The sequence below is a fragment of the Nocardia acidivorans NBRC 108247 genome (genome assembly GCF_001625085.1).
Lineage (GTDB): Bacteria > Actinomycetota > Actinomycetes > Mycobacteriales > Mycobacteriaceae > Nocardia > Nocardia acidivorans.
In genome coordinates, this window is record NZ_BDAW01000029.1 from 1 (window position 1) to 26,326 (window position 26,326).

The 26,326-nt window shown below is 66.5% G+C and carries 33 protein-coding genes; 27 read left to right on the forward strand and 6 right to left on the reverse strand.

Annotated elements, in window-relative coordinates:
• The 20 genes from folP to NA10_RS17430 all read left to right on the forward strand — a co-directional run.
• Positions 1-620, forward strand: a 620-nt coding sequence (gene folP / locus NA10_RS17340; RefSeq protein ID WP_067568930.1) for a dihydropteroate synthase, incomplete at its 5' end; no start/stop codon positions are given.
• Positions 617-994, forward strand: coding sequence for a dihydroneopterin aldolase (gene folB, locus NA10_RS17345; protein ID WP_157556587.1), 378 nt, complete (start codon positions 617-619; stop codon positions 992-994). The genes folP and folB, both read left to right, overlap by 4 nt.
• 2 nt (positions 995-996) lie before the next feature.
• Positions 997-1,533: a 2-amino-4-hydroxy-6-hydroxymethyldihydropteridine diphosphokinase gene (folK, locus tag NA10_RS17350; RefSeq protein WP_067568932.1), complete on the forward strand. Its 537-nt coding sequence runs from the start codon at positions 997-999 to the stop codon at positions 1,531-1,533.
• The gene (locus tag NA10_RS17355) at positions 1,521-2,000 is read left to right on the forward strand and encodes a DUF3180 domain-containing protein (protein WP_067568935.1); all 480 of its coding nucleotides are present in this window, start codon (positions 1,521-1,523) and stop codon (positions 1,998-2,000) included. Before folK ends, NA10_RS17355 begins: the two co-directional genes overlap by 13 nt.
• A 69-nt stretch (positions 2,001-2,069) precedes the next feature.
• On the forward strand, positions 2,070-3,278 hold the full coding sequence (locus NA10_RS17360; protein ID WP_157556588.1) for a DUF6779 domain-containing protein: 1,209 nt from the start codon (positions 2,070-2,072) through the stop codon (positions 3,276-3,278).
• 114 nt (positions 3,279-3,392) lie between these two features.
• A complete protein-coding gene (locus tag NA10_RS17365; protein WP_084514850.1) occupies positions 3,393-4,397 on the forward strand; it encodes a Rossmann-like and DUF2520 domain-containing protein in 1,005 nt (334 codons plus the stop codon).
• On the forward strand, positions 4,397-5,323 hold the full coding sequence (gene panC, locus NA10_RS17370; RefSeq protein WP_067568938.1) for a pantoate--beta-alanine ligase: 927 nt from the start codon (positions 4,397-4,399) through the stop codon (positions 5,321-5,323). The genes NA10_RS17365 and panC overlap by 1 nt, the downstream gene beginning before the upstream one ends.
• Positions 5,324-5,335: 12 nt before the next feature.
• Positions 5,336-5,758 carry an aspartate 1-decarboxylase gene (gene panD, locus NA10_RS17375; protein ID WP_067568941.1) on the forward strand — a complete coding sequence of 141 codons (423 nt, stop codon included), beginning with the start codon at positions 5,336-5,338 and terminating at the stop codon, positions 5,756-5,758.
• Positions 5,759-5,780: 22 nt separating this feature from the next.
• Complete coding sequence (locus NA10_RS17380) at positions 5,781-6,584, forward strand: type III pantothenate kinase (RefSeq protein ID WP_067568945.1); 804 nt, start codon at positions 5,781-5,783, stop codon at positions 6,582-6,584.
• A gap of 191 nt (positions 6,585-6,775) precedes the next feature.
• Positions 6,776-7,318, forward strand: a complete 543-nt coding sequence (locus tag NA10_RS17385; RefSeq protein ID WP_067568948.1) for a cupin domain-containing protein — start codon at positions 6,776-6,778, stop codon at positions 7,316-7,318.
• Positions 7,315-7,746 (forward strand): rhodanese-like domain-containing protein, encoded by a 432-nt coding sequence (locus tag NA10_RS17390; protein WP_174562520.1) that lies wholly within the window; start codon positions 7,315-7,317, stop codon positions 7,744-7,746. The genes NA10_RS17385 and NA10_RS17390 overlap by 4 nt, the downstream gene beginning before the upstream one ends.
• Before the next feature lie 157 nt (positions 7,747-7,903).
• Positions 7,904-9,370, forward strand: a complete 1,467-nt coding sequence (gene lysS / locus NA10_RS17395; RefSeq protein WP_067569034.1) for a lysine--tRNA ligase — start codon at positions 7,904-7,906, stop codon at positions 9,368-9,370.
• A 117-nt stretch (positions 9,371-9,487) separates the two neighbouring features.
• Positions 9,488-9,850, forward strand: a complete 363-nt coding sequence (locus NA10_RS17400; RefSeq protein ID WP_067568950.1) for a histone-like nucleoid-structuring protein Lsr2 — start codon at positions 9,488-9,490, stop codon at positions 9,848-9,850.
• 197 nt (positions 9,851-10,047) lie between these two features.
• Positions 10,048-10,671 (forward strand): FHA domain-containing protein, encoded by a 624-nt coding sequence (locus NA10_RS17405; protein WP_067568952.1) that lies wholly within the window; start codon positions 10,048-10,050, stop codon positions 10,669-10,671.
• 126 nt (positions 10,672-10,797) lie between these two features.
• A complete protein-coding gene (locus NA10_RS17410; RefSeq protein ID WP_067568954.1) occupies positions 10,798-11,373 on the forward strand; it encodes an anthrone oxygenase family protein in 576 nt (191 codons plus the stop codon).
• Between the two features lie 161 nt (positions 11,374-11,534).
• Positions 11,535-12,491, forward strand: a complete 957-nt coding sequence (locus NA10_RS17415) for an esterase/lipase family protein (protein ID WP_067568956.1) — start codon at positions 11,535-11,537, stop codon at positions 12,489-12,491.
• A 431-nt stretch (positions 12,492-12,922) separates the two neighbouring features.
• Positions 12,923-15,466, forward strand: coding sequence for an ATP-dependent Clp protease ATP-binding subunit (locus NA10_RS17420; protein WP_067568958.1), 2,544 nt, complete (start codon positions 12,923-12,925; stop codon positions 15,464-15,466).
• 83 nt (positions 15,467-15,549) lie between these two features.
• The gene (locus NA10_RS37570; RefSeq protein WP_169812597.1) at positions 15,550-15,723 is read left to right on the forward strand and encodes a hypothetical protein; all 174 of its coding nucleotides are present in this window, start codon (positions 15,550-15,552) and stop codon (positions 15,721-15,723) included.
• A 57-nt stretch (positions 15,724-15,780) separates the two neighbouring features.
• Positions 15,781-16,665, forward strand: coding sequence for a TIGR03560 family F420-dependent LLM class oxidoreductase (locus tag NA10_RS17425; protein ID WP_067568960.1), 885 nt, complete (start codon positions 15,781-15,783; stop codon positions 16,663-16,665).
• Between the two features lie 102 nt (positions 16,666-16,767).
• Positions 16,768-17,424 (forward strand): vWA domain-containing protein, encoded by a 657-nt coding sequence (locus NA10_RS17430; RefSeq protein WP_174562521.1) that lies wholly within the window; start codon positions 16,768-16,770, stop codon positions 17,422-17,424.
• A 7-nt stretch (positions 17,425-17,431) separates the two neighbouring features.
• Here the strand turns inward: NA10_RS17430 and NA10_RS17435 are convergent, their stop codons facing one another.
• Positions 17,432-18,094, reverse strand: coding sequence for a response regulator transcription factor (locus NA10_RS17435; RefSeq protein WP_067568962.1), 663 nt, complete (start codon positions 18,092-18,094; stop codon positions 17,432-17,434).
• 30 nt (positions 18,095-18,124) lie between these two features.
• Positions 18,125-19,342: a sensor histidine kinase gene (locus NA10_RS17440; protein ID WP_067568965.1), complete on the reverse strand. Its 1,218-nt coding sequence runs from the start codon at positions 19,340-19,342 to the stop codon at positions 18,125-18,127.
• A gap of 126 nt (positions 19,343-19,468) precedes the next feature.
• On the opposite strand from NA10_RS17440, the gene NA10_RS17445 reads away from it, so the two are divergent.
• The gene (locus NA10_RS17445) at positions 19,469-20,365 is read left to right on the forward strand and encodes an ABC transporter ATP-binding protein (protein WP_067569043.1); all 897 of its coding nucleotides are present in this window, start codon (positions 19,469-19,471) and stop codon (positions 20,363-20,365) included.
• Entirely contained in the window at positions 20,362-21,210 is an 849-nt protein-coding gene (locus tag NA10_RS17450) for an ABC-2 transporter permease (RefSeq protein ID WP_067568968.1), read from the forward strand. The genes NA10_RS17445 and NA10_RS17450 overlap by 4 nt, the downstream gene beginning before the upstream one ends.
• Here NA10_RS17450 and NA10_RS17455 read toward each other — a convergent pair whose 3' ends face one another.
• On the reverse strand, positions 21,211-21,825 hold the full coding sequence (locus tag NA10_RS17455; RefSeq protein WP_067568971.1) for a TetR/AcrR family transcriptional regulator: 615 nt from the start codon (positions 21,823-21,825) through the stop codon (positions 21,211-21,213). It lies immediately after the preceding gene.
• A 96-nt stretch (positions 21,826-21,921) separates the two neighbouring features.
• On the opposite strand from NA10_RS17455, the gene NA10_RS17460 reads away from it, so the two are divergent.
• From NA10_RS17460 to NA10_RS17475, 4 genes are read left to right on the forward strand one after another with little or no spacing between them, the layout of a single operon-like run.
• Positions 21,922-22,578, forward strand: coding sequence for an FMN-dependent NADH-azoreductase (locus NA10_RS17460; RefSeq protein ID WP_245677578.1), 657 nt, complete (start codon positions 21,922-21,924; stop codon positions 22,576-22,578).
• 1 nt (position 22,579) lies between these two features.
• Complete coding sequence (locus NA10_RS17465) at positions 22,580-22,900, forward strand: DMT family transporter (RefSeq protein ID WP_067568974.1); 321 nt, start codon at positions 22,580-22,582, stop codon at positions 22,898-22,900.
• A gap of 29 nt (positions 22,901-22,929) precedes the next feature.
• Positions 22,930-23,376: an SRPBCC family protein gene (locus NA10_RS17470; protein WP_067568977.1), complete on the forward strand. Its 447-nt coding sequence runs from the start codon at positions 22,930-22,932 to the stop codon at positions 23,374-23,376.
• 52 nt (positions 23,377-23,428) lie between these two features.
• On the forward strand, positions 23,429-23,872 hold the full coding sequence (locus tag NA10_RS17475; protein ID WP_067568979.1) for an OsmC family peroxiredoxin: 444 nt from the start codon (positions 23,429-23,431) through the stop codon (positions 23,870-23,872).
• 89 nt (positions 23,873-23,961) lie between these two features.
• Here NA10_RS17475 and NA10_RS17480 read toward each other — a convergent pair whose 3' ends face one another.
• The 3 genes from NA10_RS17480 to NA10_RS17490 all read right to left on the reverse strand — a co-directional run bounded on the left by NA10_RS17480 (position 23,962) and on the right by NA10_RS17490 (position 25,494).
• The gene (locus tag NA10_RS17480) at positions 23,962-24,771 is read right to left on the reverse strand and encodes a CbtA family protein (RefSeq protein ID WP_067568981.1); all 810 of its coding nucleotides are present in this window, start codon (positions 24,769-24,771) and stop codon (positions 23,962-23,964) included.
• The gene (locus NA10_RS17485; RefSeq protein ID WP_067568989.1) at positions 24,762-24,956 is read right to left on the reverse strand and encodes a CbtB domain-containing protein; all 195 of its coding nucleotides are present in this window, start codon (positions 24,954-24,956) and stop codon (positions 24,762-24,764) included. Before NA10_RS17485 ends, NA10_RS17480 begins: the two co-directional genes overlap by 10 nt.
• Before the next feature lie 223 nt (positions 24,957-25,179).
• On the reverse strand, positions 25,180-25,494 hold the full coding sequence (locus tag NA10_RS17490) for an antibiotic biosynthesis monooxygenase family protein (protein WP_067568992.1): 315 nt from the start codon (positions 25,492-25,494) through the stop codon (positions 25,180-25,182).
• A gap of 42 nt (positions 25,495-25,536) precedes the next feature.
• Between NA10_RS17490 and NA10_RS17495 the strand changes: the two genes are divergently transcribed.
• Entirely contained in the window at positions 25,537-26,280 is a 744-nt protein-coding gene (locus NA10_RS17495) for an alpha/beta fold hydrolase (RefSeq protein WP_067568995.1), read from the forward strand.
• The last annotated feature ends 46 nt before the right edge of the window (positions 26,281-26,326 follow it).

Here is a 26,326-nt window from a genome sequence, read left to right on the forward strand (position 1 = left end):
TGCGCGCGGTGGTGGCCGAGGCCGCCATCGAGGCCGGGGTGTCGGTGGTCAATGACGTGTCCGGTGGCCGCGCCGATGCCGATATGGCGAAAGTCGTTGCCGCGGCGGGTGTTCCGTGGATTCTCATGCATTGGCGCGCCGGTGCGAACTATGAGCACACCGGCGCCGCCGATCGATACGAGAATGTGGTCTCCGAGGTGCTCTCGGAGCTGCGGGTGCAGGTCGACATGGCGGTCGAGGCCGGTGTCGATCCGGGCAGACTGGTGCTCGATCCCGGACTGGGGTTCGCCAAGAACGCCGACCACAATTGGGAATTGCTCGCCGCGCTACCGGAATTCGTGGCCACCGGGCTGCCGATTCTGATCGGCGCCTCGCGCAAACGGTTCCTCGGTGCGCTGCTGGCCGAGGACGGTACCCCGCGCCCGCCCGACGGCCGCGAGACCGCGACCGCCACCATTTCCGCGTTGACCGCCGAACACGGCGGCTGGGGCGTGCGCGTGCACGATGTGCGCGCGTCACTGGACGCCATCGCGGTCACCGAGGCCTGGCGCAATGCCCGGCACGCCCACACCGGCCGGACCGTCGGCGGCTGGACTTGGACACAGGGAGAACAGCTTTGAGCATCGACCGCATCGAACTGCGCGGCCTGCGCGTCTTCGGCCATCACGGCGTCTTCGACTACGAGAAGCGGGACGGCCAGGATTTCGTGGTGGATCTGACGGTGTGGACCGACTTCTCGGCCGCCGCCAAATCCGACGATATCGCCGACACCATCCACTACGGGGAGCTCGCCGATCTGGCCGTGCGGATCGTCTCGGGCCAATCGCGCGATCTGGTCGAGACCGTGGTCTCGGAATTGGCCGACGCGGTGATGGCGGATACCCGTATTCGGGAGGTCGAGGTGGTGCTGCACAAGCCGTCCGCGCCGATTCCGCACAGCTTCGAGGATGTGCGGGTGGTCACCTCCCGCCGGCGCGAGGCACAGGGGGCGTAGCGGTGAGCCGGGTAGTGCTGTCGATCGGATCGAACCTGGGAGATCGGCTGGCGCACCTGCGCGGTGTGATCGAGGCGCTGCGCCCGGGTCTGCTCGCGGTCTCCTCGGTGTACTCCACGCCGCCGTGGGGCGGTGTGCCGCAACAGGATTACCTCAACGCCGTACTGGTGGCGCAGGATCCGAATCTGGAGCCCTCGGATTGGCTGCGGCTGGGTCAGGAGTTGGAGCAGGCCGCCGATCGGGTGCGTGAGGTGCGCTGGGGCGCAAGGACTCTCGATGTGGACATCGTCTGGGCCGGACAGCGCCGCCGCGATGGCGAGGTGCCGTGCCGCAGCGCCGATCCGGTGTTGACGCTGCCGCATCCGCAGGCGCACCGCCGCGCGTTTGTGCTGGTGCCGTGGCTGGAGGTGGAGCCCGAGGCCGTGCTGGAGGTGACCGCCGGTGCGCCGCAATCGCTTCGGGACCTGCTGGCGGCCCTGGACGCCACCGAGATCGAGGGCGTGCGCCGCACCGATTTCACGCTGGGATGGCCGGTGTGAAGCCGACCCGCATTCTCGATCTGTGCGCGAATGTGGCCCTGGCGGCGCTGGTCGCCTGGCTCGCCACCAATGTCGCGTATTCGAGCTTTCCGCCCATCACCGTCTTCTCCGGGGCCTCGCTGCTGCCGGTGGCGGCGCTGGAGGCGGTGCTGGCGTTCGTGATTCGGGCGCGGGTGGAGAACCGGGGGATCGGTGACGGTCCCCGGCAATTGCATCCGATCACCGCGGCGCGAGCGGTGGCGCTGGCCAAGGCGTCGGCGCAGGTGGGTTCGCTGGTGGGCGGTATCTGGCTGGGCTTCCTGATCTGGCTGCTGCCCCAGCGCGGGGATATGCGGGCCGCGGCCTCGGATACCCCGGGCGCGGTGGTGGGGCTGGTCGCCGGGCTGCTGCTGGTGGCGGCGGCGCTGTGGCTGGAATATTGCTGCCGGGCGCCGATCGATCCGCCGGATGAAGCGGCTACCTCATAGCAAACATAAAGTCGAACGGCATTGGCGAGGTTGAAGCCGGAGTGTCCGGTTCAAGCTATGTTGGTGGCTATGGTTTCACCCTCCCGGAGCAGTGCTTCCCGTCGACGACGAGAAGACGCGGGAAAATTCTTCACCGGTCTGCTGCTTCTCCTCGGCCTGGTTGCCAGTGTTTTCCTGGTCTTCAGCGATAACGTCCACATGATTCGCGTGGGCCTGGTCGCGGCCCTCTGGGCGGCCGCCATCGGCGCCCTCGCCGCGACGCGTTATCGCAGGGAGTCGGCGACGGACAAGGCGAAAGTGGGCGACCTGCAAAAGGTCTACCAACTGCAGCTCGAGCGTGAGGTTGCTGCCCGCCGCGAATATGAGCTCGGCGTCGAGACCCGAGTGCGTAAAGAGGTCGGCGCGGACGCCGAGGAAATGGCCGCATTGCGTGCCGAACTGACGGTGCTGCGGGAGAGCCTGCAGCGCCTCTTCGACGGCGATCTGCCCGGTGAGCGGGTCGCGCTGCGCGCGGATGCGGTCCGAGTGCAGGAATTGCCGGCCAGCAACGGCAATTCCGCGAAGGGGTCGGCGAACGGTAACTGGGAGGACACCAACTCCTGGGATCCGTGGTCCGCGCCCGTCGAGCCGATCGAACAGGACCTCGGCAGCCGGATCACCCCTGTCTTCGACGCCGACCATCCCGAGCCCCCGGCCTTCGCGAGCCCCTTCGACGATCCGGTGACCGCGGAGACCTCCATCGTCACCGAGAGCATCGACCGGCTGCGGGTTCCGCATCATCCGGCCGATCGTTCGCGCGAATACGAGCCGCCGCACGACTTCGAGCACCTGCGCCCGTTCGAGGCCGACTTCGCGACCGAAAACGCCGCGCCGCGCGATGATTCCCACGACGACCTGGATGCCGCGCGGGCCGCCGCCGATGCCCTGCGCTCCGGTTCGAGCGGTGCGGCGCAGCCGATCCCGCGCCTGGGCGAGACCGCGCGGAACAAGCGCACCGAGCCGCGCACCGGTCTGGATCGCGACGAGTCGCCGCAGGTGCCGTGGTTCGAGACCGATCTGCGCCCCGCGGGCAAGGCGCCCGAGTCGGACGCGCAGGCCCAGCCGGACGCGGCGACCGCGAACCCGCGGCTCACGCCGCCGGTCGCGCCCGCCCCGCCCATGGGTACGGCCAGCTCACGGCGTCGCCGCCGCTCCGACGAGGATGCCGGTGACGACTCCACCCGTCGGCTGTCGGTCGCGGAGATCATGGCGAATCTGCGTTCCGAGGGTGGGCGGTAGGACCCTGTAAGACATCCCACACTCGGTGGCCCCGGCGTATCGGGGCCGATATTCTCGGGCCGTAACGTCCGGTACCCGCAGCGCGGGACTGGAACGAACTTCGAGAGGACAAGGGTGACCTCGGACGAGGATGTCTGCGGAACCGATCTTGCGCCTGCACGACTGACGGTGGGAATCGTCTCGGCGGGACGCGTCGGCTCCGCCCTGGGTGCGGCACTCGAGCGTGCCGGACATGTGGTCTTCGGTGTCTCCGCCATCTCGGACGCCTCCATTCGGCGCGCCGAGACGCGGCTGCCGGATTCCCGCATTCTGCCCGCCGAAGAGGTGGCGAATCGCAGCGAGCTACTGGTGCTGGCGGTTCCGGACAGTGAATTGTCCGGTCTGGTAGCGGGTTTGGCGGCGGCGAACGCGGTCCGCCCCGGCACCATCGTCGCGCACACCTCCGGTGCGAACGGTATCGCCATCCTGGCCCCGCTGACCGCGCTCGGCGCGCTGCCGCTGGCGATCCACCCGGCCATGACCTTCACCGGTCATGACGAGGACATCGCGCGCCTGGCCAATGCCTGCTTCGGGGTGACCGCCGCGGACGATATCGGCTACGCCATCGCGCAGTCGCTGGTCATCGAAATGGGCGGGGAGCCGGTCCGGGTCTCGGAAGAGAACCGCACGCTTTATCACGCGGCCCTCGCACATGGCAGCAATCATCTGGTGACCCTCATTGTCGATGCCGTGCAGGCGCTGCGCGCCGCGCTCGCGGGTCCGGGTCTGCTCGGCCAGCAGATGGTCGACGAGCAGCCCAACGGACTCGCCGAGCGCATGCTGGCGCCGCTGGCCTCGGCTGCCCTGGACAATGCCCTGCGCCGTGGCCCGGCCGCGCTCACCGGTCCGGTGGCGCGCGGCGACGTGCCCGCGGTGGCCGCGCATCTGGCCGCGCTGGAGACGCTCGATCCGCGTCTGGAGGCCGGATATCGCGCGCTCTCACTGCGTTCCGCCGAGCGCGCGCAGAGCAATCCCGCTTTGATCGATCTGTTGGAAGGACCTCGCCTCGGCGGTCAGGCCCGGCGGCGGCAGCGGAGTGCATCCACAGAGGGCCCCGACGAGGCGAAAGAAGGTTACTGATGGACCCGAAACTGCGTGGTACGTATAAGCGCGGTGAGCTGACGGTGCTGCACGATCCGGCGGTGGTCACCTCGGTTGCCAAGGCTTTGCGGTCGGTGGGTCGCACGGTGGCGCTCGTACCCACCATGGGCGCCCTGCACGAGGGTCATCTGGAATTGGTGCGGCGGGCCAAGCGCACCAATCAGGTCGTCATCGTCTCCATTTTCGTGAATCCCCTGCAATTCGGTGCGGGCGAGGATCTGGACAAGTACCCGCGCACCCTGGACGCGGATGTGGAGCTGCTGCGCGCCGAGGGCGTGGAGCTGGTCTTCGCGCCCAGCGCCGCCGAGATGTACCCGGACGGTCCGCGCACCACGGTGCACCCCGGCCCGATCGGTGACGAGCTGGAAGGCGCGGTGCGCCCCGGACATTTCGCGGGCATGCTGACCGTCGTCGCCAAGCTGTTCCAGATCTGCCGCCCTACCGAGGCATTCTTCGGTGAGAAGGACTATCAGCAATTGGCGCTGATCCGGCAGATGGTGCGCGATCTCAATTTCGATCTGAGGATCGTGGCTATTCCGACCGTGCGCGAGGCGGACGGTCTGGCGCTGTCCTCGCGCAATCGCTTCCTGGATCCGGCGGCCCGTGCGCTCGCCACCACCCTCTCGGCCGCGCTCGCCGCCGGTCGGCACGCCGCCGGGCTCGGCCCGGAAGCCGTTCTGGCAGCGGCCAATTCGGTGCTGGCCAGTGCTCCGGAAATCGAGCTCCAGTATCTGGAGCTGCGCGGCTCCGATCTCGGTGCGGTGCAGGCCAGCGGTAATGCCCGCCTGTTGATCGCGGCCAAGGTCGGCGGCACCCGGCTCATCGACAATCTGCCCGTCACCCTCGGTACCCCGATCGACGGTAATCCGACCACCCCCGACCGGCCTGCCCGGGCCACCCGTTAGGAGGCAACGCCGATGTTGCGCACCATGATGAAGTCCAAGATCCACCGCGCCACGGTGACCCATGCCGACCTGCACTATGTCGGTTCGGTGACCGTGGACCAGGATCTGCTGGACGCCGCCGATCTGCTCGAGGGCGAGCAGGTCTGCATTGTCGACATCACCAATGGCGCTCGCCTGGAGACCTACATCATCGCGGGTGAACGTGGCTCCGGTGTGATCGGAATCAACGGTGCCGCAGCGCATCTGGTGAATCCGGGTGATCTGGTGATCCTGATCGCCTACGCCATGATGGATGAGGCGGAGCTGCGAGCGTACGCGCCGCGCGTGGTCTTCGTTGACGAGCGCAATCGGCAGGTGGAGCTGGGGTCGGATCCGGCGCACGCGCCCGCGGGCTCGGATCTCATCTCGCCGCGTTCGCTGACCTTCGCCAACTGAGAACGGAGGGGCGGGTACAGCCATGTTGCTGACCATCGACGTCCGCAATACGAGTATCGAACTGGGACTGTTCTCCGGCAGTGGGGATCATGCGAAGCTGGTGCGGCAGTGGCGAACCCACACCAATCCGCTGATCACCGCCGATGAATTCGCCCTGCAGGTGCGAGGTCTGATCGGTGCGGACGCCGAACAGGTGATCGGTGTCTCCGCGCTGTCGACGGTGCCTCCGGTCTTGCGTGAACTCCGCGAAATGCTGGGTCGCTACTGGGGGCATGTCCCGAATGTTTTGGTGGAACCCGGTGTGCGAACCGGTATTCCGCTACTGGTGGACAATCCCAAAGAAGTCGGCGCGGACCGAATTGTGAACTGTCTGGCCGCTTTTCACCGTTATCAAGCCCCGGCGATCGTGGTCGATTTCGGTACCGCGATCTGTGTGGACCTGGTGTCGGCCAAGGGGGAATTCCTCGGCGGCATCATCGCGCCCGGTGTGGAGATCTCCACGGAGGCACTGGTGGAGCGCAGTGCGCTGCGCCGGGCCGAGTTGACCCGTCCGCGTTCGGTGATCGGCAAGAACAGTATGGAATGCATGCAGTCCGGCGCGGTCTTCGGTTTCGCCGGCATGGTGGACGGTCTGATCGATCGAATTCGCGATGAATTCGACGCCTTCTCCGGCGATGAGGTGGCGATCGTGGCGACGGGGGCGACCGCACCGCTGATCGTGCCCGAATCCGAGACCATCGAACATCATGAACCGCATCTGACCCTGGTTGGTCTGCGCCTGGTGTACGAGCGCAACCAGCAGCAGCGGCGGGCGCGCCAGCCGTGATGCGTACCCAGTGGTTTGTGACGCAGTCGTTTCCCGCGGCCTCTGTTGCCGCGCGGGGAACGGCTGCTAAGCTCGCCGACGTGTATTCCCGCGTAAGCACCCAGGAGTGTTGTCGAGGCTGATCAGCCTCGGCGTCGTCGAGGCACGCTTTTTAGCCCTCGACCGTTCGACACACCTTGGAGTTTCGCCTCATGCGATCTTCTGTTCTTTCCGCTTCCCCCACCCGGCTGCGCCCGGCCGATCTGCTGCGCCTGACCGACGAGGGCGCCGAGGACGTGCTGGCGGGTGTCTACGATCACCTGCTCCCGGCCGATGGGCTTTGGCCCACCGAAAAGCGCTGGGCGGTAAGGCTTCTCGCCGACGACGAGGTGGATCTCTGGCTGATCTCCTGGGTCGCCGACATCGCCACCGAATTGCACGATCACGCCGGTTCGCTCGGCGCGCTGACCGTGCTTTCCGGTGCGCTCTCCGAATTCCGCTGGACCGGAGCCGAATTGCGCCGCCGCACGCTCGCGGCCGGTGATCAGGCTTCGTTTCCGTTGGGCTGGGTGCACGACGTGGTGCGTGCACCGGCCGCCGAGGCCGGTATTTCCGGCCCGCTCGATCCGACTTTGAGTGTGCACGCCTATTCCCCGCCGCTGACCGCGATGTCCTATTACGAGGTCACCGATCAGGGCCGGCTCCGGCGCACTCGTTCCGTCCTCACCGACCAGCCCGAAGGCGAACTCGAATGACCCACTTGACGATCGACGGCATGCTCGCCCAGGCGCGTGAGCGGCTGCGACGCCTGTACCCGGTGGAAATTCCGCAGGCCATTGCCCGCGGCGCCCTGCTGGTGGATATTCGCCCGCAGGCACAGCGCCTGCGCGAGGGCACCCTGCCTGGCGCGCTGGTGATCGAGCGCAATGTGCTCGAATGGCGTCTGGACCCCACCAGCAGCGCCCGCCTGGCCCTCGCGGACGATCACGACCGCGAATGGATCATCGTCTGCTCGGAGGGCTACACCTCCTCATTGGCGGCCTCGTCGCTACAGCAGCTGGGCCTGCGCCGGGCGACCGATCTGGTCGGCGGATATCAGGCCCTGAAAGCGGCCGGACTGCTCAATGTGGCGGCCACCGCGCCGCACTTCGAGCGCGAGGTGGCAACGCTCGCCTGGCTCTGAATTGGTTTGCCCGGGCGGCGGAAAAATGGGTTTCCGCCGCAGGATAGGCTTAAGCCCCGTGAGCACCCCCACCCCCTCTTCTTCCGCTGGCACCACGTCATCCGCAGGTCAAAAGCGCACTGCGGCACCGGCCGTGGAACTCGACGTCCCGGAGCAGATGCGGATTCGCCGCGAGAAGCGGGAGCGGTTGCTGGCCGAGGGCCGCGAGGCTTATCCGGTGGTCGTCGGCCGCACGCACAGCCTCGCCGAAATTCGCGCCGCGTATCCGGAACTCGAGTCCGATACCCGGACCGGTCTGATCGCCGGTATCGCCGGTCGCGTCATTTTCATGCGGAATACCGGAAAGCTGTGTTTCGCCACCCTGCAGGAGGGTGACGGCACCAAGCTGCAGGCCATGATCAGCCTCAATGGCGTCGGCGCGGAGTCGCTGGCGGCCTGGAAGTCCGATGTGGACCTGGGCGATTTCGTCTTCGTGCACGGTGAGGTGATCTCCTCGCGCACCGGTGAATTGAGCGTGATGGCCGATGCGTGGGAGATGGCGGCCAAGTCGCTGCGCCCGCTGCCGGTGGCGCACAAGGAGATGAACGAGGAGTCCCGCGTCCGGCAGCGGTATGTGGACCTCATCATCCGCCCGGAGGCCCGCGAGATGGCCCGCACCCGTATCGCCGCGGTGCGCGCGCTGCGAAATGCGTTGGAGCGCAGGGGTTTCCTGGAGGTGGAGACCCCGATGCTGCAAACCATCCACGGTGGTGCGGCGGCCCGCCCGTTCGAGACGCACTCCAATGCCCTGGATATGGAGTTGTTCCTGCGTATCGCTCCGGAGTTGTTCCTGAAGCGGTGTGTGGTCGGTGGTATCGAGAAGGTTTTCGAGATCAACCGGAACTTCCGTAACGAAGGTGCGGACTCCACGCATTCGCCGGAGTTCGCAATGCTGGAAACCTACGAGGCGTACGGCACCTACGACGATTCCGCGAAGATGATGCGCGAATTGATCCAGGAAGTGGCGCAGGCCGTCTACGGGACGCAGGTGGTCACTCTCGCGGATGGAACTGAATACGATCTGTCGGGTGAGTGGACGACGGTCGAGATGTACCCGTCGCTGTCGGAGTCGATCGGTGTGGAGGTCACGCCGGAAACTTCTGTTCCGGAATTGCTGGCACTCGCTGATCGAGTAGGTCTGGAAATTCCGCAGGACAAGGGCTACGGTCACGGCAAACTGGTCGAGGAACTGTGGGAGCACGTGTACGGCGACAAGCTGTACGCGCCGACTTTCGTTCGCGACTTCCCGGTGGAGACCTCTCCGCTGACCCGTCAGCATCGGAGCAAGCCCGGGGTTACCGAGAAGTGGGACCTGTACGTGCGCGGCTTCGAACTTGCCACCGGATATTCCGAACTCGTTGATCCGGTCATCCAGCGTGAACGATTCGAGGATCAGGCGCGTTTGGCCGCCGCGGGCGACGATGAGGCGATGCGGCTGGACGAGGACTTCCTTGCCGCGATGGAGCACGGTATGCCTCCGACGACCGGAACAGGTATGGGAATCGATCGGTTGCTGATGGCCCTGACTGGCTTGGGAATCCGAGAAACGATACTCTTTCCAATTGTGCGTCCAGCATCTCGTTGAGTTCGCTGGATTGCATTGTCGGTGCCCGTTCTGGGACTATCGAATTCAGCGGTATTCTGGTTTCGGGTAATCGGCCTAACTATGCGGGTCGCACGATTTCGAGAGGACGTTCATCTCATGGCAAAGAAGGTCACCGTTAGCCTGATCGACGATGTCGACGGTGAGTCCATCGCGGACGAGACCATCGAGTTCGCAATCGATGGCGTCTCGTACGAGATCGACTTGTCGACGGCTAATGCGTCCAAGCTGCGGGACGGTCTGGAGGTTTGGGTTGCCAACGCGCGTCGCGTGAGCGGCCGGCGCCGTACCAAGACCGCGGCTGCCGCGACCGCCGGTCCGAAGGGCCGGGTTTCGATCGATCGCGAACAAAGCGCGGCGATTCGTGAATGGGCGCGCCGTAATGGACACAAGGTTTCTGCTCGTGGGCGTATCTCCGCGGACATCACGGAGGCTTACAACAAGGCCGCTGCGAAGAACTAGTCATCTTTGCGTCTGCCGTCCGGGTGTTTCGTGCGAGCCCGGGCGGCAGTGGTTTATTCATACGCTTTGCGTATAACTCTTATCGGTGCGCGCTGCCCATATCCGTGGCACGATCTTGCTCGCGCCGAGACGGCACGGCACCATTGAACTGTGCGAACGATGTCACTGGCTGGGTGTAGAGACGAGGTATCGGCGCAGTGACCGCATTCCACGGTTCATTCCTGCGGGTCAAGGATCACGAGGGCCGTCAGCACGAGCTGATGCTGACCCCGGATCAACCACGCATCACCGTCGGCCGCTCACCGCAGGCCGATCTCTCGCTCGTCTGGGACGTCGAGGTGTCCCGCCTGCACGCGACCCTCGAATATCTGGGCGCGCACTGGACCATCGTGGACGACGGGCTCTCCCGCAACGGCACCTTCGTCAATGGGGATCGCCTGGTCGGGCGGCATCGGCTGCAACCCGGCGATGTGATCCGGATGGGCACCTCGCGGGTCACCTTCCACGATTTCTCCGGCGCCGCAGGCGATGTCACGCAGACCTCCACCGGTGGGCTGCCCACGCTGCGCTCGCTCACCGAAACCCAGCGGGCCGTGCTGATCGCGCTGTGCCGTCCGCTGCGCGGTAATGACGGTTTCGCCTCGCCCTCGTCGAATCAGCAGATCGCGGCGGAGCTGTTCCTGAGCGTGGACGCCATCAAGACGCATCTGCGGGCGCTGTTCGCCAAGTTCGGGGTGGAGGATCTGCCGCAGAATCAGAAGCGGGTCAAGCTGGCGAATCTGGCCATGCAGAGCGGTGTGGTGTCCGAACGGGATCTGTGAGCGTCTCGAGACGGCCGCGGATGTCCGCGAGCTTCTGGACGATGTTGCGCGGAGTCGTCAGCCGGTTGACTGGAAGTCGTTGGAAAGCCCGGGAATTCCGGGAAATGACCCAGTCAGGAGACTGTGATGTTCGCACTTCGGATGGCCGCGCTGGCGGCGGCGACCCTCTCGACCGGCCTGATCGCCGGTCTGTTCTACGGCTACGTGAACTCGGTGATGCCCGCGCTGGGTCAGACCGACGATCGCACCATCATCGAGGTGATGCAGCGCATCAATGTCATCATCGTCAATCCGCTGTTCATGCTGCTGTTCATGGGCACGGTCGGTTTCACGGTGCTGGCGGCGGCGCTGCACCTGGGCAAGGACGCCCGCACCACGCTGCTGTGGATCGGAATCGCCGTGGTGCTCAATGTGATTGCCTTCGCGGTGACCTCGGGGCTGAATGTGCCGCTCAACAATCAGTTGGCCGCGGCGGGTGATCCCTCGCAGATCGGCGATCTGGCGGCGGTGCGGGCACAGTTCGAAACCTCCTGGGTGCGTTGGAATATCGTGCGCACCGTGCTGCACACACTGGCCTTCGTGGCGCTGATCGGCGCGCTGTTCACCGCGGGTGTGCAGCACGGGAAGGCGAACGTGGTTGCGGCTCCGGCGAATACCGCGGTGGCGGCGGGTGGTCCGGGCTACGCGCCTCGCCAGTGGTGAGCGCTGGTCGCGGTATCCGCAGGAAAACCGGGATCCGCAGGGGTCCCGGTTTTTCTGCGTGAGAGGGTGGAACAAGTTTCATAAATTACTCGCCGGTTTCCCATCTCCCGTGCTTGTTTTTCGATTACGTTGTCGAAACACGTTCTAGTTTGGGAGGGAACATGCGTGCTGCGCCGCTGCGCCGTTCGCCGGGATCTTTGCTGTTGCTGGCCCTGTTGGCCGTCCTGTCCCTGGGGGTGAGCGGTACCGCCCGCGCCGACTACCCGGTGGATTACAACTTCTTCGCGGGCATCCCCTACGAGCTGACCAATCCGGGTGGTTCGCTGCCCGGAGCCAACGACTGGGCCTGCAAAGTCACCGCGGCGCATCCGGATCCGGTGGTGCTCATCCACGGCACCGCGGGCGGCGCGCAGACCAACTGGGGCGCGTACGCCCCGCTGCTGGCGAATGAGGGCTACTGCGTCTACGCGCTCACCTACGGCGGTCTCGATGTGCCGTGGCCGCTATCGGCCCTGGGCGGAATGCGGCCGATCCCCGAGAGTGCCGCCCAGCTGGGCGCGTTCGTGGACCGGGTGCTGGCCGCGACCGGCGCCGCCAAGGTCGATTTCATCGCCCATTCGCAGGGCAATACCGTCGGGAACTACTTCATCAAACGGCTCGGGGGGTCGGGCAAGGTGGACAAGTTCGTCGCCATCGCCCCGCCCTGGCTGGGCATCTTCGGTGATCAGATGAATGTGCTGCGCGCCTTCGGCAAGCAGCTCGGCGCGGACGCGAACAGTGTGGACAACATGATCAGCATGGGTGTCTGCCAGGCCTGTCCGCAGATGCTGGGCGGTTCGCAGTTCATTCGCGATCTGAACGCCGACGGGGTCTACGACCCGAGCGTCACCTATACCAATCTGGCGTCGAATTATGACGAGGGCGTCTCCCCGTCCGTCGCGCTGGTGCCCGGGCCGAACGCGATCAACATCCGCGTACAGGACACCTGCGCCATGGATTTCTCCGACCATATGGCCATCGCGGGCAGTCCCCGCGTCGCCACCTGGGCCCTGAACGCGCTGGACCCGGCTCATCCGCGTCCGGTTTCCTGCGAGTTCATCCCACCCTTCACCGGGTAGCCCCCCACCCGCAAGCCCCACCCGCAAGCCCCACCTGCAAGTTCGCGGCCCGTCTCGCTTCTGGACTGAGTGGAGCGGAGGAGCGAAGCGGGGGAGCGGAAGGAGGGAAGAAGCGAGACTCCCCAGGGCCGCGAACCCGCCCGCAGCGAAGCGGAGGGCAGAAAATACAGCGGAGGGCAGAAAATACAGCGTGTTCGCTGTGGGCGTAGCCGGGACGGAAACGTTCCCGGCTACAGCCCCGTTATGAGGGAATGAGTCGTACTGTCGCCGGTTCGCAATAGGGTGGACGGACGACGTGCGTGACCCCCGCCAACTAGAGTGGAGGCGGGGGATGCAACCCCAGGGCTTCATGGCAGGCTGGCGACCAGAAGGGCAGCACAGGGTCTGAAGCGCCGGATGCCGTAGTAAGCGGAGCAGGAAGTGAGGGAGCGATGTTCGAGAGGTTCACCGACCGCGCACGGCGGGTCGTTGTCCTGGCCCAAGAAGAGGCCCGGATGCTCAACCACAACTACATCGGCACCGAGCACATCCTGCTGGGCCTGATCCACGAAGGTGAGGGCGTCGCAGCGAAGTCGCTGGAGTCGCTGGGCATTTCGCTGGAGGGTGTGCGGTCGCAGGTCGAGGAGATCATCGGGCAGGGCCAGCAGGCGCCGTCCGGTCACATCCCCTTCACCCCGCGTGCCAAGAAGGTTCTCGAGCTGTCGTTGCGCGAGGCGCTGCAGCTCGGCCACAACTACATCGGCACCGAGCACATTCTGCTCGGCCTGATCCGCGAGGGTGAGGGCGTCGCGGCGCAGGTGCTGGTCAAGCTGGGCGCGGATCTGAATCGCGTGCGCCAGCAGGTTATTCAGCTGCTCTCGGGTTACCAGGGCAAGGAGCCGGTCGAGGGTTCGGGCGCGCGCAGTGAGTCGGGTACACCGTCCACGTCGCTGGTGCTGGATCAGTTCGGCCGCAACCTGACCCAGGCCGCGTTGGAGGGCAAGCTCGACCCCGTCATCGGCCGCTCGAAGGAAATCGAGCGCGTCATGCAGGTGCTGAGCCGCCGTACCAAGAACAACCCGGTCCTGATCGGTGAGCCCGGCGTCGGTAAGACCGCCGTCGTGGAGGGTCTCGCTCAGGCCATCGTCAATGGCGAGGTGCCCGAGACGCTCAAGGACAAGCAGCTGTACACCCTCGACCTGGGTTCCCTGGTCGCGGGCAGCCGCTACCGCGGTGATTTCGAGGAGCGCCTGAAGAAGGTGCTCAAGGAGATCAACACCCGCGGCGACATCATTCTGTTCATCGACGAGCTGCACACCCTGGTGGGTGCGGGCGCGGCCGAGGGCGCCATCGACGCGGCCTCGATCCTCAAGCCCAAGCTGGCTCGCGGTGAACTCCAGACCATCGGTGCGACCACCCTCGACGAGTACCGCAAGTACATCGAGAAGGATGCCGCGCTGGAGCGTCGTTTCCAGCCGGTGCAGGTCGGCGAGCCGACGGTCGAGCACACCATCAATATCCTCAAGGGTCTGCGGGACCGCTACGAGGCGCACCACCGGGTCTCCATCACCGATGGCGCTCTCGTCGCCGCCGCGACGCTCGCGGATCGCTACATCAACGATCGGTTCCTGCCGGACAAGGCGATCGACCTCATCGACGAGGCGGGCGCGCGCATGCGCATCCGCCGGATGACCGCACCGCCGGACCTGCGCGAATTCGACGACAAGATCGCCGACGCCCGCCGCGAGAAGGAAAGCGCCATCGACGCGCAGGACTTCGAGAAGGCAGCGCGCCTGCGTGACAAGGAGAAGCAGCTCGTCGCCAAGCGGGCCGAGCGCGAAAAGCAGTGGCGCTCGGGCGATCTGGACGTCGTGGCCGAGGTCGACGATGAGCAGATCGCGGAGGTGCTGGCCAACTGGACCGGTATCCCCGTCTTCAAGCTCACCGAGGAGGAGACCACCCGTCTGCTCCGCATGGAGGATGAGCTGCACAAGCGGATCATCGGCCAGGAGGATGCGGTTCGCGCGGTCTCCAAGGCGATCCGCCGCACCCGCGCCGGTCTGAAGGACCCGAAGCGTCCCTCGGGCTCGTTCATCTTCGCCGGTCCGTCCGGTGTCGGTAAGACCGAGCTGTCGAAGGCCCTGGCGAACTTCCTGTTCGGCGATGACGACGCGCTCATCCAGATCGATATGGGCGAGTTCCACGATCGCTTCACCGCTTCGCGGCTCTTCGGTGCCCCTCCGGGCTACGTCGGCTACGAAGAGGGTGGCCAGCTGACCGAGAAGGTGCGGCGCAAGCCGTTCTCGGTGGTGCTGTTCGACGAGATCGAGAAGGCCCACCAGGAGATCTACAACACCCTGTTGCAGGTCCTCGAGGACGGTCGCCTCACCGATGGCCAGGGTCGCACGGTGGACTTCAAGAACACCGTCCTGATCTTCACCTCGAACCTCGGCACCTCCGATATCTCCAAGGCGGTCGGCCTCGGCTTCGCCCAGAGCAATGTCGAGGGCTCGAACTACGAGCGGATGAAGCTCAAGGTCAACGACGAGCTGAAGAAGCACTTCCGCCCCGAGTTCCTGAACCGCATCGACGATGTCATCGTCTTCCACCAGCTGACCCAGGATCAGATCATCCAGATGGTGGACCTGATGATCGGCCGCGTCGCCAAGCAGCTCAAGAACAAGGATATGGAGATCGAGCTGACCGAACAGGCCAAGAGCCTGCTCGCCAAGCGCGGCTTCGATCCGGTGCTCGGCGCGCGTCCGCTGCGTCGCACCATCCAGCGTGAGATCGAGGACCAGCTGTCGGAGAAGATCCTCTTCGGCGAACTGGGCGCCGGTCAGATCGTGTCGGTGGATGTCGAAGGCTGGGACGGCGAAGGCCAGGGCGACAAGGCGAAGTTCACCTTCACCTCGCGGACCAAGCTCACCAAGAAGGACGCGACTCCCGAGGAGCCGATCGTCGTGGCGGGCGAAGCCGCCGCCGTCGGCGAGTAGTTCCCCCGGGCGAATAATCGCTTGATCCGAAAGCCTCCTCTCACCAATGGTGGGAGGGGGCTTTCGCGCATCGAAGGGAGGGCATGCTCACCGACGGTCAGGTAGACGCGTTCATCGCGGACGGATACATCAAGGTCGAGGGGGCCTTCCCGCGCGAAGTAGCCGATGCTGGACCGGCCGGACGGCGCGTATTCGCCTGTGGAACAGGCGATCCGGCTCGGGCTCGGATAGTCCGCCGGATACGTCTCGGCGCGTAGTCCAGATGTCGCCCGGAGACGGATGATCGGTATGCCGCGGCGGCGGAGGCTGGTCGTATGGAACTCGGATTGCATCTCACCAATTACGCGATGAACAGCCCGGCGGATCGGATCGGCCCCGGCCTGGCCGAGGTGGTGCGCACGGCCGAGGCGAGTGGATTCGCGGCCATCGCGGTCGGGGATCATCTGTGGCAGAGCCCGTGGCTGGGGCGGGTCGAACAGAATGTGCTCGAGGCGTACAGCACCCTGTCGTTCATTGCCGCGCATACTTCGAAAGTCGCACTGACCTCGATTGTCTCGGGTGTGCACTATCGCCACCCGGCCATGCTGGCCAAGCTGGTCACCTCCCTGGATGTGCTGTCCGGCGGGCGGGCCTGGCTGGGTATCGGTGCGGGCACCTCCACCGGTGATGTCGAGGGATACGGGCTGCCGTTCCCCCCGCTGGGGGATCGGTTCGACATGCTGGAGGAGACGCTCGAGATCTGTCTGCGGATGTGGGACGAGACGGAGAATCCGTTCGCGGGCAGGCATTTTCGAGTGGATCGGCCGCTCAACGCGCCGCAGAGTGTGCGCCGCCCGCATCCGCCGATTCTGATCGGCGGTGACGGGGAGAAGCGAACCCTGCCGCTGGTGGCCAAGTACGCGGACGTATGCAGCCTGCGGCCGGGCCCGGATCTGCCACGCAAAATCGAACTGCTGCACCGGTTGTGCGCGGATGTCGGCCGCGATGCGGCGGAGATCCGCAAGACCTGCGTCTTCGTCTTCGACGTCGGCGGTCGCGGCGAACGGGTGGATCAGCTGCTGGGCGCGTTGCGGACGCTGGCGGACACCGGCATCGATATGGTGATCGGCCGGGTCGAGGGCATCGACGGGGTGACTCCGCTGGAGGTGATCGGGCGCGAGGTGATTCCGGTCGTCGCCGAATTCGGTGCGAGGCGCTGAGCCCGGACAGGCCGCGCGGGGCCGAAAACTCGGCGGCGGCGCTCGGACCCCGGGCGTACGGTGGGCGAGGTCCGGAATGAATCGACTCGGGGGAGTTAAGTCATGACCAATCCTGATCTCACGCTCATCGCGGTGCTGCTGGACCGCTCGGGCTCCATGCAATCCATCAAGTCCGATACCGAGGGCGGGTTCGACGCCTATATCGAGCAGCAGCGCGAGGTGCCCAAGCGGATCGAGGTCACCCTCGCGCAGTTCGATACCGAATACGACGTGGTGTACGCGAATCGACCGCTCGCGCAGGTGCCACCGTTGAATCTACAGCCGCGCGGTATGACGGCCCTGTACGACGCGGTCGGCGAGCTGATCACCGATGTGGGCGCCGAGCTGGCCGGGCGGGCGGAGCCGGACCGCCCGGGCACGGTCATCGTGGTGGTCATGACCGACGGCCATGAGAACTCCAGTAAAGAGTGGTCGCATACCGCGGTGAAGTCGCTCATCACCCAGCAGCAGGACACCTGGAACTGGAACTTCCTGTTCCTCGGGGCGAATATGGACGCGGTCGCCATCGGCGCGGACATGGGCTTCTCACCCCGCCGATCCATCACCTATGCGGCTGCGCCGCAGGGTGTTTCGGGTGTCTTCAAGGCCGCCTCCGCCTACTCCGCGCGTTTGCAGGCTCCGCCCGCGCCCGGTGGCTCCGCACCGCGGGACGAAGGCTTCACCGATGTCGAACGCGACCGGTCGAATCCGGGTCGCTGAGACCCGACTATTGCCAGCCGGGCCGGACCATGCCCGACTCGTAGGCCATGACCACGAGTTGGGTGCGGTCGCGGGCATTGAGCTTCAACAGGATTCGGCTGACATGGGTGCGGGCGGTGGCGGGGCTCATGAAGAGCCGTTCGGCGATCTCGGCATTGGTCAGGCCCTCGGCCACCAGGGCCATCACCTCGCGCTCGCGGTCGGTGAGTTCGGGGAAATCCCGCGCCGGTGTAGGTTTGGCGTGCGTGGCGAACTCCTCGACGAGGCGTTTGGTGACGCTGGGGGAGAGCAGCGCGTCACCGCCCGCCACCACCCGCACGGCCTTGACCAGGTCGGCGGGTTCGGTGTGTTTGACCAGGAAGCCGGTGGCGCCCGCGCGCATGGCCTCGAAGACGTACTCGTCGAGTTCGAAGGTGGTGAGCACCACCACCCGTACGTCGGAAAGCGCTGCGGTGGCGGCGATTTCGCGGGTCGCGGCGAGCCCGTCCAGGATCGGCATGCGAATGTCCATGAGCACGACATCGGGCACGAGTTCGCGGGCCAGGCGCACCGCCTGTTCGCCGTTGTCGGCCTCGCCGACCACCTCGATATCGTCCTGTGCGTCCAGCAGCGCCACGAATCCGGCGCGGACCAGCGCCTGATCATCGGCGATCACGACCCTGATGCTCACGAAACCTCCTCTTGCGCAGGCATTCCGGCCCTAACTGGCGGGCTCGGGATGGCCCAGGTGGACGGGTAGGCGGGCCTCCACGCGAAAGCCGCCGTCGGGTTTGGGTTCGGCGAGCAGCCGCCCGCCCAGCGCCTTGGCGCGTTCGGTCATACCGGTGATGCCGTGCCCGCCGCCGGAGGTTCCGGCGGGGGCGCGGGTGGGGCGCGTGTTGTCCACCGCCAGGTGCAGCCGATCCGCCGAATAGCGCACGGTCACAAGGACACTCGCACCGGGTGCGTGCCGGATGGCATTGGTGAGCGACTCCTGCACGATGCGTGCGGCGGCCACATCGACCACCGACGGCAGGCGCTTGGGCACCCCGGTCACAATGGCGCGCACCTCGAGCCCGGTGGCGCGGGCCGGTTGCAGCAGCCCCTCCAGATCGCCGATGCCCACGGTGGGGGAGATGGGCGCGGGGACGGTGCCGGTGCCGCCGCGGATCGAGCGCAGCAGCGCGTGCACCTCGCCGAGCGCGTCCTTGCTGGCGGTCTTGATGGCGGCCAGCGCGGTCGCGGCCTGTTCGGGCCGGCGGTCGATGAGTTCCAGGGCCACCGAGGACTGCACATTGATGAGCGAGAGGCTGTGCGCGAGTACATCGTGCAGTTCCCGGGCGATGGTGAGCCGCTCCTCGCTGACCCGCTGTTCCCGTTCGGCGTTCTCGCGGGCGCGTTCGGCGGCCTCGCGTTCGCGCTGGGCCTGTTCATTGCGGCGCGCCTCCTCGGCGCGTCCGCGCCGCGCCGCCACCGCGGCGTTGCGCTGGCGCAGCCCCTCGGCGATGGCGACCAGTACGACCAGCCAGGCCAGCAGTCCGAACTGCTGCCAGGAGTTGGTGTCGTACCCGCGCCAGGACGGTACCGGCCACACCATGAGCAGATAGCCGAGCGGTACGAAAGAGTAAGTGCGCCAGCGTGATCCACGCACTCCGGCGGTGAGGAAGGCGGCCACCAGGGCCAGGAAGACCGGCCCGTACCCATATCCGGCGAGCAGATAGGCGCTGGTGATGATCAGCACCGCGTAAAACACCGGATCCGGATACCGCCGCCGCACCAGCAGCAGCAGCGGTCCGGCCGCGAGCAGCGCGTATCCGAGCAGGTCGAGCTCGCGTGTTCCGGTCTGATGCTCGTTGGCCAGGGTGCCCGCGCCGAGTTGGATGGCGGCGACCACCAGTGCGAGCAGCACATCCCACCGTCGTGCCGCACTCGTCTCCATAGCTGCACGGTAGCGCCGTATGCACCGGTTCGGCACTGCCAACGGGCCGAATACGTCCAGATACGTACGCCGGATCGCGCTGTGCGGCGGATGTTCCGGCGCAGCTCACGGCGGATTCTGGAACCCATGAACGAAGCGATTGTCAGCACCGACCGGTTGACCAAACGCTATGGCCCCCACACCGCAGTGGATGCCGTGAGCATGAGCGTGCGCCGCGGGGAGATCTACGGTTTCCTCGGTCCGAACGGTGCGGGCAAGACCACCACGCTGCGCATGCTGGTGGGGCTCATCCGGCCCACCGACGGCACCGCCACGGTACTCGGCGAGCGCCCGGGTAATCCCGAAACCCTGCGCCGCATAGGCGTTCTCATCGAGGGTCCGGGTTTCTACCCCTACCTGTCCGGCCGCGACAACCTGCGCGTGCTGGGCCGCTATCTCGGGGTGGGGCGCGCCGAGGTGGAGCAGGTGCTCGACCGGGTCGCGCTGGCCGCGCGGGGCAATGACAGGTTCCGCACCTACTCACTCGGTATGAAACAGCGCCTGGGTGTGGCCGCGGCCCTGCTCGGCGGCCCCGACCTGCTGATTCTCGATGAACCCACCAATGGCCTGGATCCGGCCGGTATGGCCGAGATGCGGGAGCTCATCACCGGACTCGCCGCAGACGGGCATACCGTCGTGCTCTCCAGTCATCTGCTCAGCGAAGTGCAGGAGATCTGCGATCGGGTCGGCGTCATCTCCGGCGGGCAACTGCTCACCGAAGCCACGGTGCGTGAATTGCGCGGGGCGGCATCGCTTTTCCTGCGCGCCGAACCGCTGGAGCTGGCCTTCCCGGCGGTGCGCCGGGTGGTCGGGGAAGGCGCCGCACTGCTCACCGCGAACGGCATCAGAGTCGATGCCGGTGTGGCGAAGGCGCCCGCGGTGGCCCGTGCGGTGATCGAGGCGGGCGCGGACCTGCTCGAACTGCGCAGTGACGAAAAGTCTTTGGAAGAAGTGTTTTTCGAGATGACGGAGACCGTGAAATGACAGATCTGGTGGCAAGCGCCCGGGCCGAACTGCTCCGCCTGCGCAAATGGCCCGCCTTCTGGATCGTGCTCGGGACGTGGATCCTGTTGAATCTCACGTTCGCCTACCTGTTCAACTATCTGGCCTATACGACCGGTGATTCCAGCCGGATGTCCAATGGTCAGCCCCGCGAGGTCCTGCTCCGGCAGATGCTCCCGGCGGCCGTTCCGGAGGTCTTCACCCAGGGCATGGCCATGTTCGGTGGTGCGCTCATGCTGGTGCTGGGCGCGCTCGCGGTGGGCAGCGGCTACGGCTGGGGAACCTGGAAAACCGTTCTGACCCAGGGGCCTGCACGGGCGGCGGCGCTGGGCGGCGTGCTGGTGAGTCTGGCGGTGACGGTGATCGCGCTGGTCCTGGTGGCCTTCGTGGTCGATACCGGGGTGGCCGCGCTCATCGGAGCGACCCAGGATCAGTCCCTGGCACTGCCGTCGGCGAGCCGGGTACTGCTCGGAATCGGCTCGGGCTCGGCCATTCTCGGCATGTGGACGCTGGCGGGCGCACTGATCGGCGCGATCGCCCGTGGCCCCGCGCTGGCCGTGGGCCTGGGTCTGGTGTGGGTGCTGGTGGTGGAGAATCTGCTGCGCGGGGTGGCCGGAATCTTCTCGCCCATCCGGGCTCTCACCGATCATCTGCCGGGTACCGCGGCCGGTTCGCTGGCGGGTTCGCTGCGCACCACCACCGGTCCCGCGACCCCGGGCGTGCTCGATGTGCTCACCCGGGGTGAGTCACTGATGGTGCTGGGGATCTACCTCGCGCTCTTCACGGCGGGCACGATCTGGCTGTTCCACCGCCGGGACATGATCTGATCAATCCGAAGCTCCTGTGGCACAACCGATCACGCCGCCTGCCAGTTTCTGGAGGGCGGCGTCGATCTGTGCCGGGGTGAGCCCGTGTTCGCGCTGATACCGGTAGACCTCCGCCGCGAGCGGGGCGAGCAGCACATCCACCAGCGATTCCGGTTCGGCCACACCGGATTCCGTCAGCAGTGTGCGCACGTGCACCCGCCAGAACTGATAGGCCCCCGTCCGGAAGCGCGCACCCCCGGTCTCCGCGCCGAGTATCAGATTCGCGTGTGTCTCCAATAGTTCGACCATGGCCGCGTAGAAGGCCCCGAGTCGTTTCGCCGCCGGCGCTCCCGGTCCCAGCGGTGGCGCACCGCGCAGTAGTCGCTCCTGGAGTTCGCGCTCATGCTGATCGAGCAGGGCCACGGCGATGGATCCGACATCCGGGTAGCGCCGGTACAGCGTTCCCCGGCCCACTCCGGCCGCCTTGGCGATGTCGTCCATGGTGACCGTGCGCGGATCCCGTTCGGTGAACACCGCTGCCGCCGCGTTGAGGATTTTGGCCCGATTGCGGGCCGCGTCCGCGCGTTCGGGCGGCGGGGATTCCTCGTTGAGCAGCGGTAATCCGATCGGGGTCATGCGATCACTGTAACCCGGACAACGGTAAGTGGACAATCTGTCCACTTCAGGGCTACTGTCGAATCGAGTAAACGGACACTGTGTCCACTTGAGGAGATGATCGAGATGACCAACCTGCTGCACCTGGATTCCAGCGCCCGCCCCAACTCCATCAGCCGTGAACTCAGCGGGGTCTTCGCCGCCGCCTGGCGCGCCGAACACCCCGACGGCGGCTACGTCCACCGCGATCTCGCCGCGGATCCGATTCCCTTCATCGGTGCGGGCTGGACCGAACTCTGCGATCGCGTACTCGCCCGCGGCAGCACCGATCTGGATCAGCTGGCCGAATTGGCCGACACCCCGGCCGCGGCCGACGCGTGGGCGATCGTCGAACCGCTCCTGGCCGAGGTGCGCGCGGCGGATGTGGTGCTGATCGGCACCCCCATGTACAACTACTCGATCCCGGCCAGCCTGAAAGCGTGGCTGGATCAGATCACCCTCCCGCGAATGTCCTTGGCCCCCACCCGTTTCGTGGTCACCACCGCGCGCGGCGGTGCGTACTCACCGGGTGCGCCCAAGGCCGCCTACGACTATCAGGAGCGTTTCCTGCGGGACTTCTTCGCGGGCCACTTCGCCGTCCAGGACACCGTTTTCATCAATGCGGAGCTCGCCAACTCCCGGCAGGACCCGGCGCTCACGCATCTGCGCGAGAAGCACGACGCGTCCTACGCCGCCGCGCTGGAGACCGCCCGCAAGCTCGGTAAGGAGTACTGACATGAACTGGCTGGTGCTCGGCCTCGCCGGCCTGGTGGAGATCGCCTGGTCCCAATCCATCAAGCCCACCCAGAATTTCACCAAACCGCTCGCCACCCTGATCTGCTTCGTCCTGATGGTGACCGCGGTGTACCTGCTCTCCTACGCCCTGCGTACGCTGCCTGTCGGGACCGCGTACGCGATTTTCACCGGAATCGGCGCGGTTGGGGCCATCGGCCTGGGTGTGATCGTGCAGCGCGATCCGCTCTCGGCGGGCCGGGTGCTGGCGCTGTCGCTCATTATCGGCGGCATAGTCCTGGCACGGGTGACCAATCCCGAATGATCGGCGGGACGGGGGTATCGTGCTCCGCCATGGACGTTGCGCCGATCCGGCCTCCCGACCTCTCCGCGCGGCCCTTCTCCCTGGCCGTGGAACGCATTATGTCCGCTTCGCCCGATGAGCTGTACCGCATGGCGACACAGCAATTGGGGCTCTGGTTCGCCGATCCCGGCTCGGTGCTCATGCGCCCGGCGGTGAACGAACCGTTCTTCTTCACCGCGGGCGGCGGGCATCCGCATTACGGGCGCTTCCTGCGCCTGATCCCGGACCGCCTGGTCGAATTGACCTGGGTGACCGGTCCGGGCGGTACCGAGGGCGCGGAAAGCGTTCTCACCCTGGAACTCTCGGCACACGGCGCGGGCAGCGCACTGCTGCTCACGCACGCCGGATTCCCCACTGCCGCAGCCCGCGACCGGCATGAGCAATCCTGGCCGCGGGTGCTCGAGCAGTGGGATCGGCGAACCGTATCGGTGAGCTGAAACCGACGGGGTAGGTTCGGATGCGAACCCTTCCTCCCCCGAAAGGACAGCGATGCCTACACGTTCCGCTCGCACCGCCTGGACCGGTGGCCTGCAAGACGGCTCCGGTCAGGTCGAACTGGTCAGCTCCGGTGTCGGCAAGTACGACGTCAGCTTCCCCAAGCGCGCGGCCGACAATGCCGACGGCACCACCAGCCCGGAAGAGCTGATCGCCGCCGCGCACTCCTCCTGCTACTCCATGGCGCTCTCGGGTCAGATCGCCGCCGCCGGTGGCACCCCGGAGAGCCTGGACGTGACCGCCGATGTCACCCTGAGCCCGGATCCGGCCGGCGGCTTTCGCATCTCCAAGATCAAGCTGACCGTGCTGGGCCGTGCCTCGGGCATCGACGCCGACGGCTTCGCGGCCGCCGCCGCTGCCGCCAAGGAGGGCTGCCCGGTCTCCAAGGCCCTCGCGGGCGTGGACGATATCGAGCTGGACGCGACCTTCGAGTCCTGAGCTCGGACAGACGCTTTCGCGTACGAACGAAAAGGCAGTGCCGGTATCGCACCGGCACTGCCTTTTTCGTCGAATCGGTCCCGAAGGTATTACCGCAGTGCGGTTTCCAGGGCCCCGGTCTTGCTCGCCGCGAATTCGGTGAGCGCGGCGTACCCGAGCCCGAGCACCAGCCACAGCGTGCCGGTCTCGGCCAGTGAGGCCGCCCGGAACTGCCACAGCAACGTGGCCGGGAAGTCCGCCTTCACCTCGTTGATGCCCGGCAGCACGATATAGCCGATGGCGGCGACGGCGACGAATGTCAGCACCGAGCCGATCCATCGCAGGGTGTCGAGCTGATCCTTCAGCATCCGGTGCACGTACACGCCCGCGCCGACGGCCGCGAAGCCGAGCAGCACCACCGCGACCCACAGCCAGGTGCGCTGGTCGATGGTGTCCGGATCGCCGACGGCCGGGGGATTGGCCGGGTACTTGAAGAACGGCACCGCCACAATGGCGAGCCAGCCGCCCGCCGCCAGCCCGAGGGCCAGTCGCGGACCGGAGAGCGAGGTGTAGCGCCGGGCGACATTCGCCACGACCGCGAGCAGTGCGCCGATGGCCATGCCGAACAGGCCCAGGGCCAGGAACTGCCCGGCCTTCTGACCGTCCCGGCTCACCAGCGGCTGGTCCTGGTCACCGTGGGAATGTCCGGCCATGGCCTGATCGGCCATCGCGCCGTCGTGATGGTTCTCGGCGGCCTGGGACTGGGATTCCTCGATGGCGATGGCCGCGTTGATCTTCGGTTCGCCCACGAAGAAGCCGACGGTGGCCGCCAGCAGGCCCGCGATGAGACCGGCCAGCAGCCCGCGCAGCACCAGGGTCCTGAGTGAACCCGTCAGCGGCTGGGATTCGGTCAGTGGCACGGCACACCCAGCAGGTGGCGTCCGTCATGCATGAGCTCGTGCAGGTACATACCGCTGCGCGAGACGGCGCCCTGATCGAAGCCGACCAGGTAAACGGTGAGCAGTGCGAGCAGCACGACGGCCGCGGAGATGAGCAGCGCGGTGAGTGCGTCGCCGCCACGGCTGGGGTTGTGAACGATGGCCATCGGTCCTCCTGAGGGATTTCGCGTCCCGGTCGAGATGGATCGCGACGGTGCCGGTGTCTGGCTCTCCGGCACCCGCCCGCGGGCCGATGCGTGGATACAGTGGCGCGACCGCCCCGGATTCACACCGGGTTACGCGACACCATCGCTAACTTCTCCCCGAACTCTGACATCCTCGTTGGCCTTGCGTCAACATGCTGCCTGATCAGGCATTCTCGGTCGCGTCTCAGGAGTTCTTGGCGGGCACGTCCAGGACGACCTCGAACTCCAGCAGCGACGCGCCGGTGGAGACCGGCTTGCGGTTCTCCCCGCCCGCGTGCGCCTCGCGCGCCGGACCGTCCCGCCACGCCTCGAACGAATCGTTCGAATCCCAGTGCGTGACAACGAAATACCGGTTGTCGCCGGAGACCGGGCGGAGCAGTTGGAAGCCCAGGAAACCGGGGGAGCCCTCCACCGCGTGCGCGCGATGCGCGAACCGCTTCTCCAGTTCGGGGCCGGCGCCCTCGGGGACCTCGATAGCGTTGATCTTCACGACTGCCATGCGCCCGAATGTACTCCCCGAATCGGACGTATCGTCGAAGCGATGTTGTATGACGAAGGTGGCACAGGCGTACCGATCCTGCTGCTGCACGGGCTGATGGGCAGTGCTCGCACCTGGCGAAATCAGGTGGACTGGTTGCGCGCGTTCGGGCATGTCTTCTCGTTCGACGCGGCCGGACACGGACGGCCCGCGCCCGATGAATTGACCACCGAGGCGTTCGTGGCCGATCTGGCCGCGGCGACCGAATCGATCACAGAACCCATGGTGGTGATCGGACATTCGATGGGCGGACTGCACGGCTGGATGTTCACCGCCGCGCATCCGGATCGGGTGCGCGCGTTGGTGGTCGAGGATATGGCCCCGGATTTCCGGGGTCGCACCGCCGAGCACTGGGCCGCGGTGATCGGGGCGTGGCCGCAACCGTTCCCGGACGAGGCCGCGGTGCTGGAGTTCTTCGGTCCGGTGGCCGGGCGGTACTTCTTGAACTCCTTCACGCGCGGGCCGGACGGTTATCGCCTGCACGGTGCGGTGGCCACCTTCCGCGATATCTCCGAGGAGTGGGGTACCCGCGACTTCTGGAATCAGTGGCGGTCGATCACCGTGCCGACCCTGATCATCGAGGGTGAGTACACCATCACCCCGCCCGGGCAGATGCGCGAGATGGCGGCGGTGCATCCCGATGCCCGGCACGTGCTGATCGCCGCCGCCGGACATCTGGTGCACGACGATCAACCCGCCGCCTACCGGGCCGAAGTCGAGGCGTTCCTGCGCCGCGCCCTCGTTTGATGGCGGGTGCCTTCAGTCTCCTGCGGGGTTCGTCGTATGCTCGGCT

Coding starts and splice junctions, on each gene's coding strand:
- NA10_RS17355 (WP_067568935.1), top strand. CDS start 1,521: ATGGCCGGTGTGAAGCCGACCCGCATTCTCGATCTGTGCGCGAATGTG.
- NA10_RS17360 (WP_157556588.1), top strand. CDS start 2,070: ATGGTTTCACCCTCCCGGAGCAGTGCTTCCCGTCGACGACGAGAAGAC.
- panC (WP_067568938.1), top strand. CDS start 4,397: ATGGACCCGAAACTGCGTGGTACGTATAAGCGCGGTGAGCTGACGGTG.
- panD (WP_067568941.1), top strand. CDS start 5,336: ATGTTGCGCACCATGATGAAGTCCAAGATCCACCGCGCCACGGTGACC.
- NA10_RS17380 (WP_067568945.1), top strand. CDS start 5,781: ATGTTGCTGACCATCGACGTCCGCAATACGAGTATCGAACTGGGACTG.
- NA10_RS17385 (WP_067568948.1), top strand. CDS start 6,776: ATGCGATCTTCTGTTCTTTCCGCTTCCCCCACCCGGCTGCGCCCGGCC.
- NA10_RS17390 (WP_174562520.1), top strand. CDS start 7,315: ATGACCCACTTGACGATCGACGGCATGCTCGCCCAGGCGCGTGAGCGG.
- lysS (WP_067569034.1), top strand. CDS start 7,904: ATGCGGATTCGCCGCGAGAAGCGGGAGCGGTTGCTGGCCGAGGGCCGC.
- NA10_RS17400 (WP_067568950.1), top strand. CDS start 9,488: ATGGCAAAGAAGGTCACCGTTAGCCTGATCGACGATGTCGACGGTGAG.
- NA10_RS17410 (WP_067568954.1), top strand. CDS start 10,798: ATGTTCGCACTTCGGATGGCCGCGCTGGCGGCGGCGACCCTCTCGACC.
- NA10_RS17415 (WP_067568956.1), top strand. CDS start 11,535: ATGCGTGCTGCGCCGCTGCGCCGTTCGCCGGGATCTTTGCTGTTGCTG.
- NA10_RS17420 (WP_067568958.1), top strand. CDS start 12,923: ATGTTCGAGAGGTTCACCGACCGCGCACGGCGGGTCGTTGTCCTGGCC.
- NA10_RS37570 (WP_169812597.1), top strand. CDS start 15,550: ATGCTCACCGACGGTCAGGTAGACGCGTTCATCGCGGACGGATACATC.
- NA10_RS17425 (WP_067568960.1), top strand. CDS start 15,781: ATGGAACTCGGATTGCATCTCACCAATTACGCGATGAACAGCCCGGCG.
- NA10_RS17430 (WP_174562521.1), top strand. CDS start 16,768: ATGACCAATCCTGATCTCACGCTCATCGCGGTGCTGCTGGACCGCTCG.
- NA10_RS17440 (WP_067568965.1), bottom strand. CDS start 19,342: ATGGAGACGAGTGCGGCACGACGGTGGGATGTGCTGCTCGCACTGGTG.
- NA10_RS17445 (WP_067569043.1), top strand. CDS start 19,469: ATGAACGAAGCGATTGTCAGCACCGACCGGTTGACCAAACGCTATGGC.
- NA10_RS17450 (WP_067568968.1), top strand. CDS start 20,362: ATGACAGATCTGGTGGCAAGCGCCCGGGCCGAACTGCTCCGCCTGCGC.
- NA10_RS17455 (WP_067568971.1), bottom strand. CDS start 21,825: ATGACCCCGATCGGATTACCGCTGCTCAACGAGGAATCCCCGCCGCCC.
- NA10_RS17460 (WP_245677578.1), top strand. CDS start 21,922: ATGATCGAGATGACCAACCTGCTGCACCTGGATTCCAGCGCCCGCCCC.
- NA10_RS17465 (WP_067568974.1), top strand. CDS start 22,580: ATGAACTGGCTGGTGCTCGGCCTCGCCGGCCTGGTGGAGATCGCCTGG.
- NA10_RS17470 (WP_067568977.1), top strand. CDS start 22,930: ATGGACGTTGCGCCGATCCGGCCTCCCGACCTCTCCGCGCGGCCCTTC.
- NA10_RS17475 (WP_067568979.1), top strand. CDS start 23,429: ATGCCTACACGTTCCGCTCGCACCGCCTGGACCGGTGGCCTGCAAGAC.
- NA10_RS17485 (WP_067568989.1), bottom strand. CDS start 24,956: ATGGCCATCGTTCACAACCCCAGCCGTGGCGGCGACGCACTCACCGCG.
- NA10_RS17490 (WP_067568992.1), bottom strand. CDS start 25,494: ATGGCAGTCGTGAAGATCAACGCTATCGAGGTCCCCGAGGGCGCCGGC.
- NA10_RS17495 (WP_067568995.1), top strand. CDS start 25,537: ATGTTGTATGACGAAGGTGGCACAGGCGTACCGATCCTGCTGCTGCAC.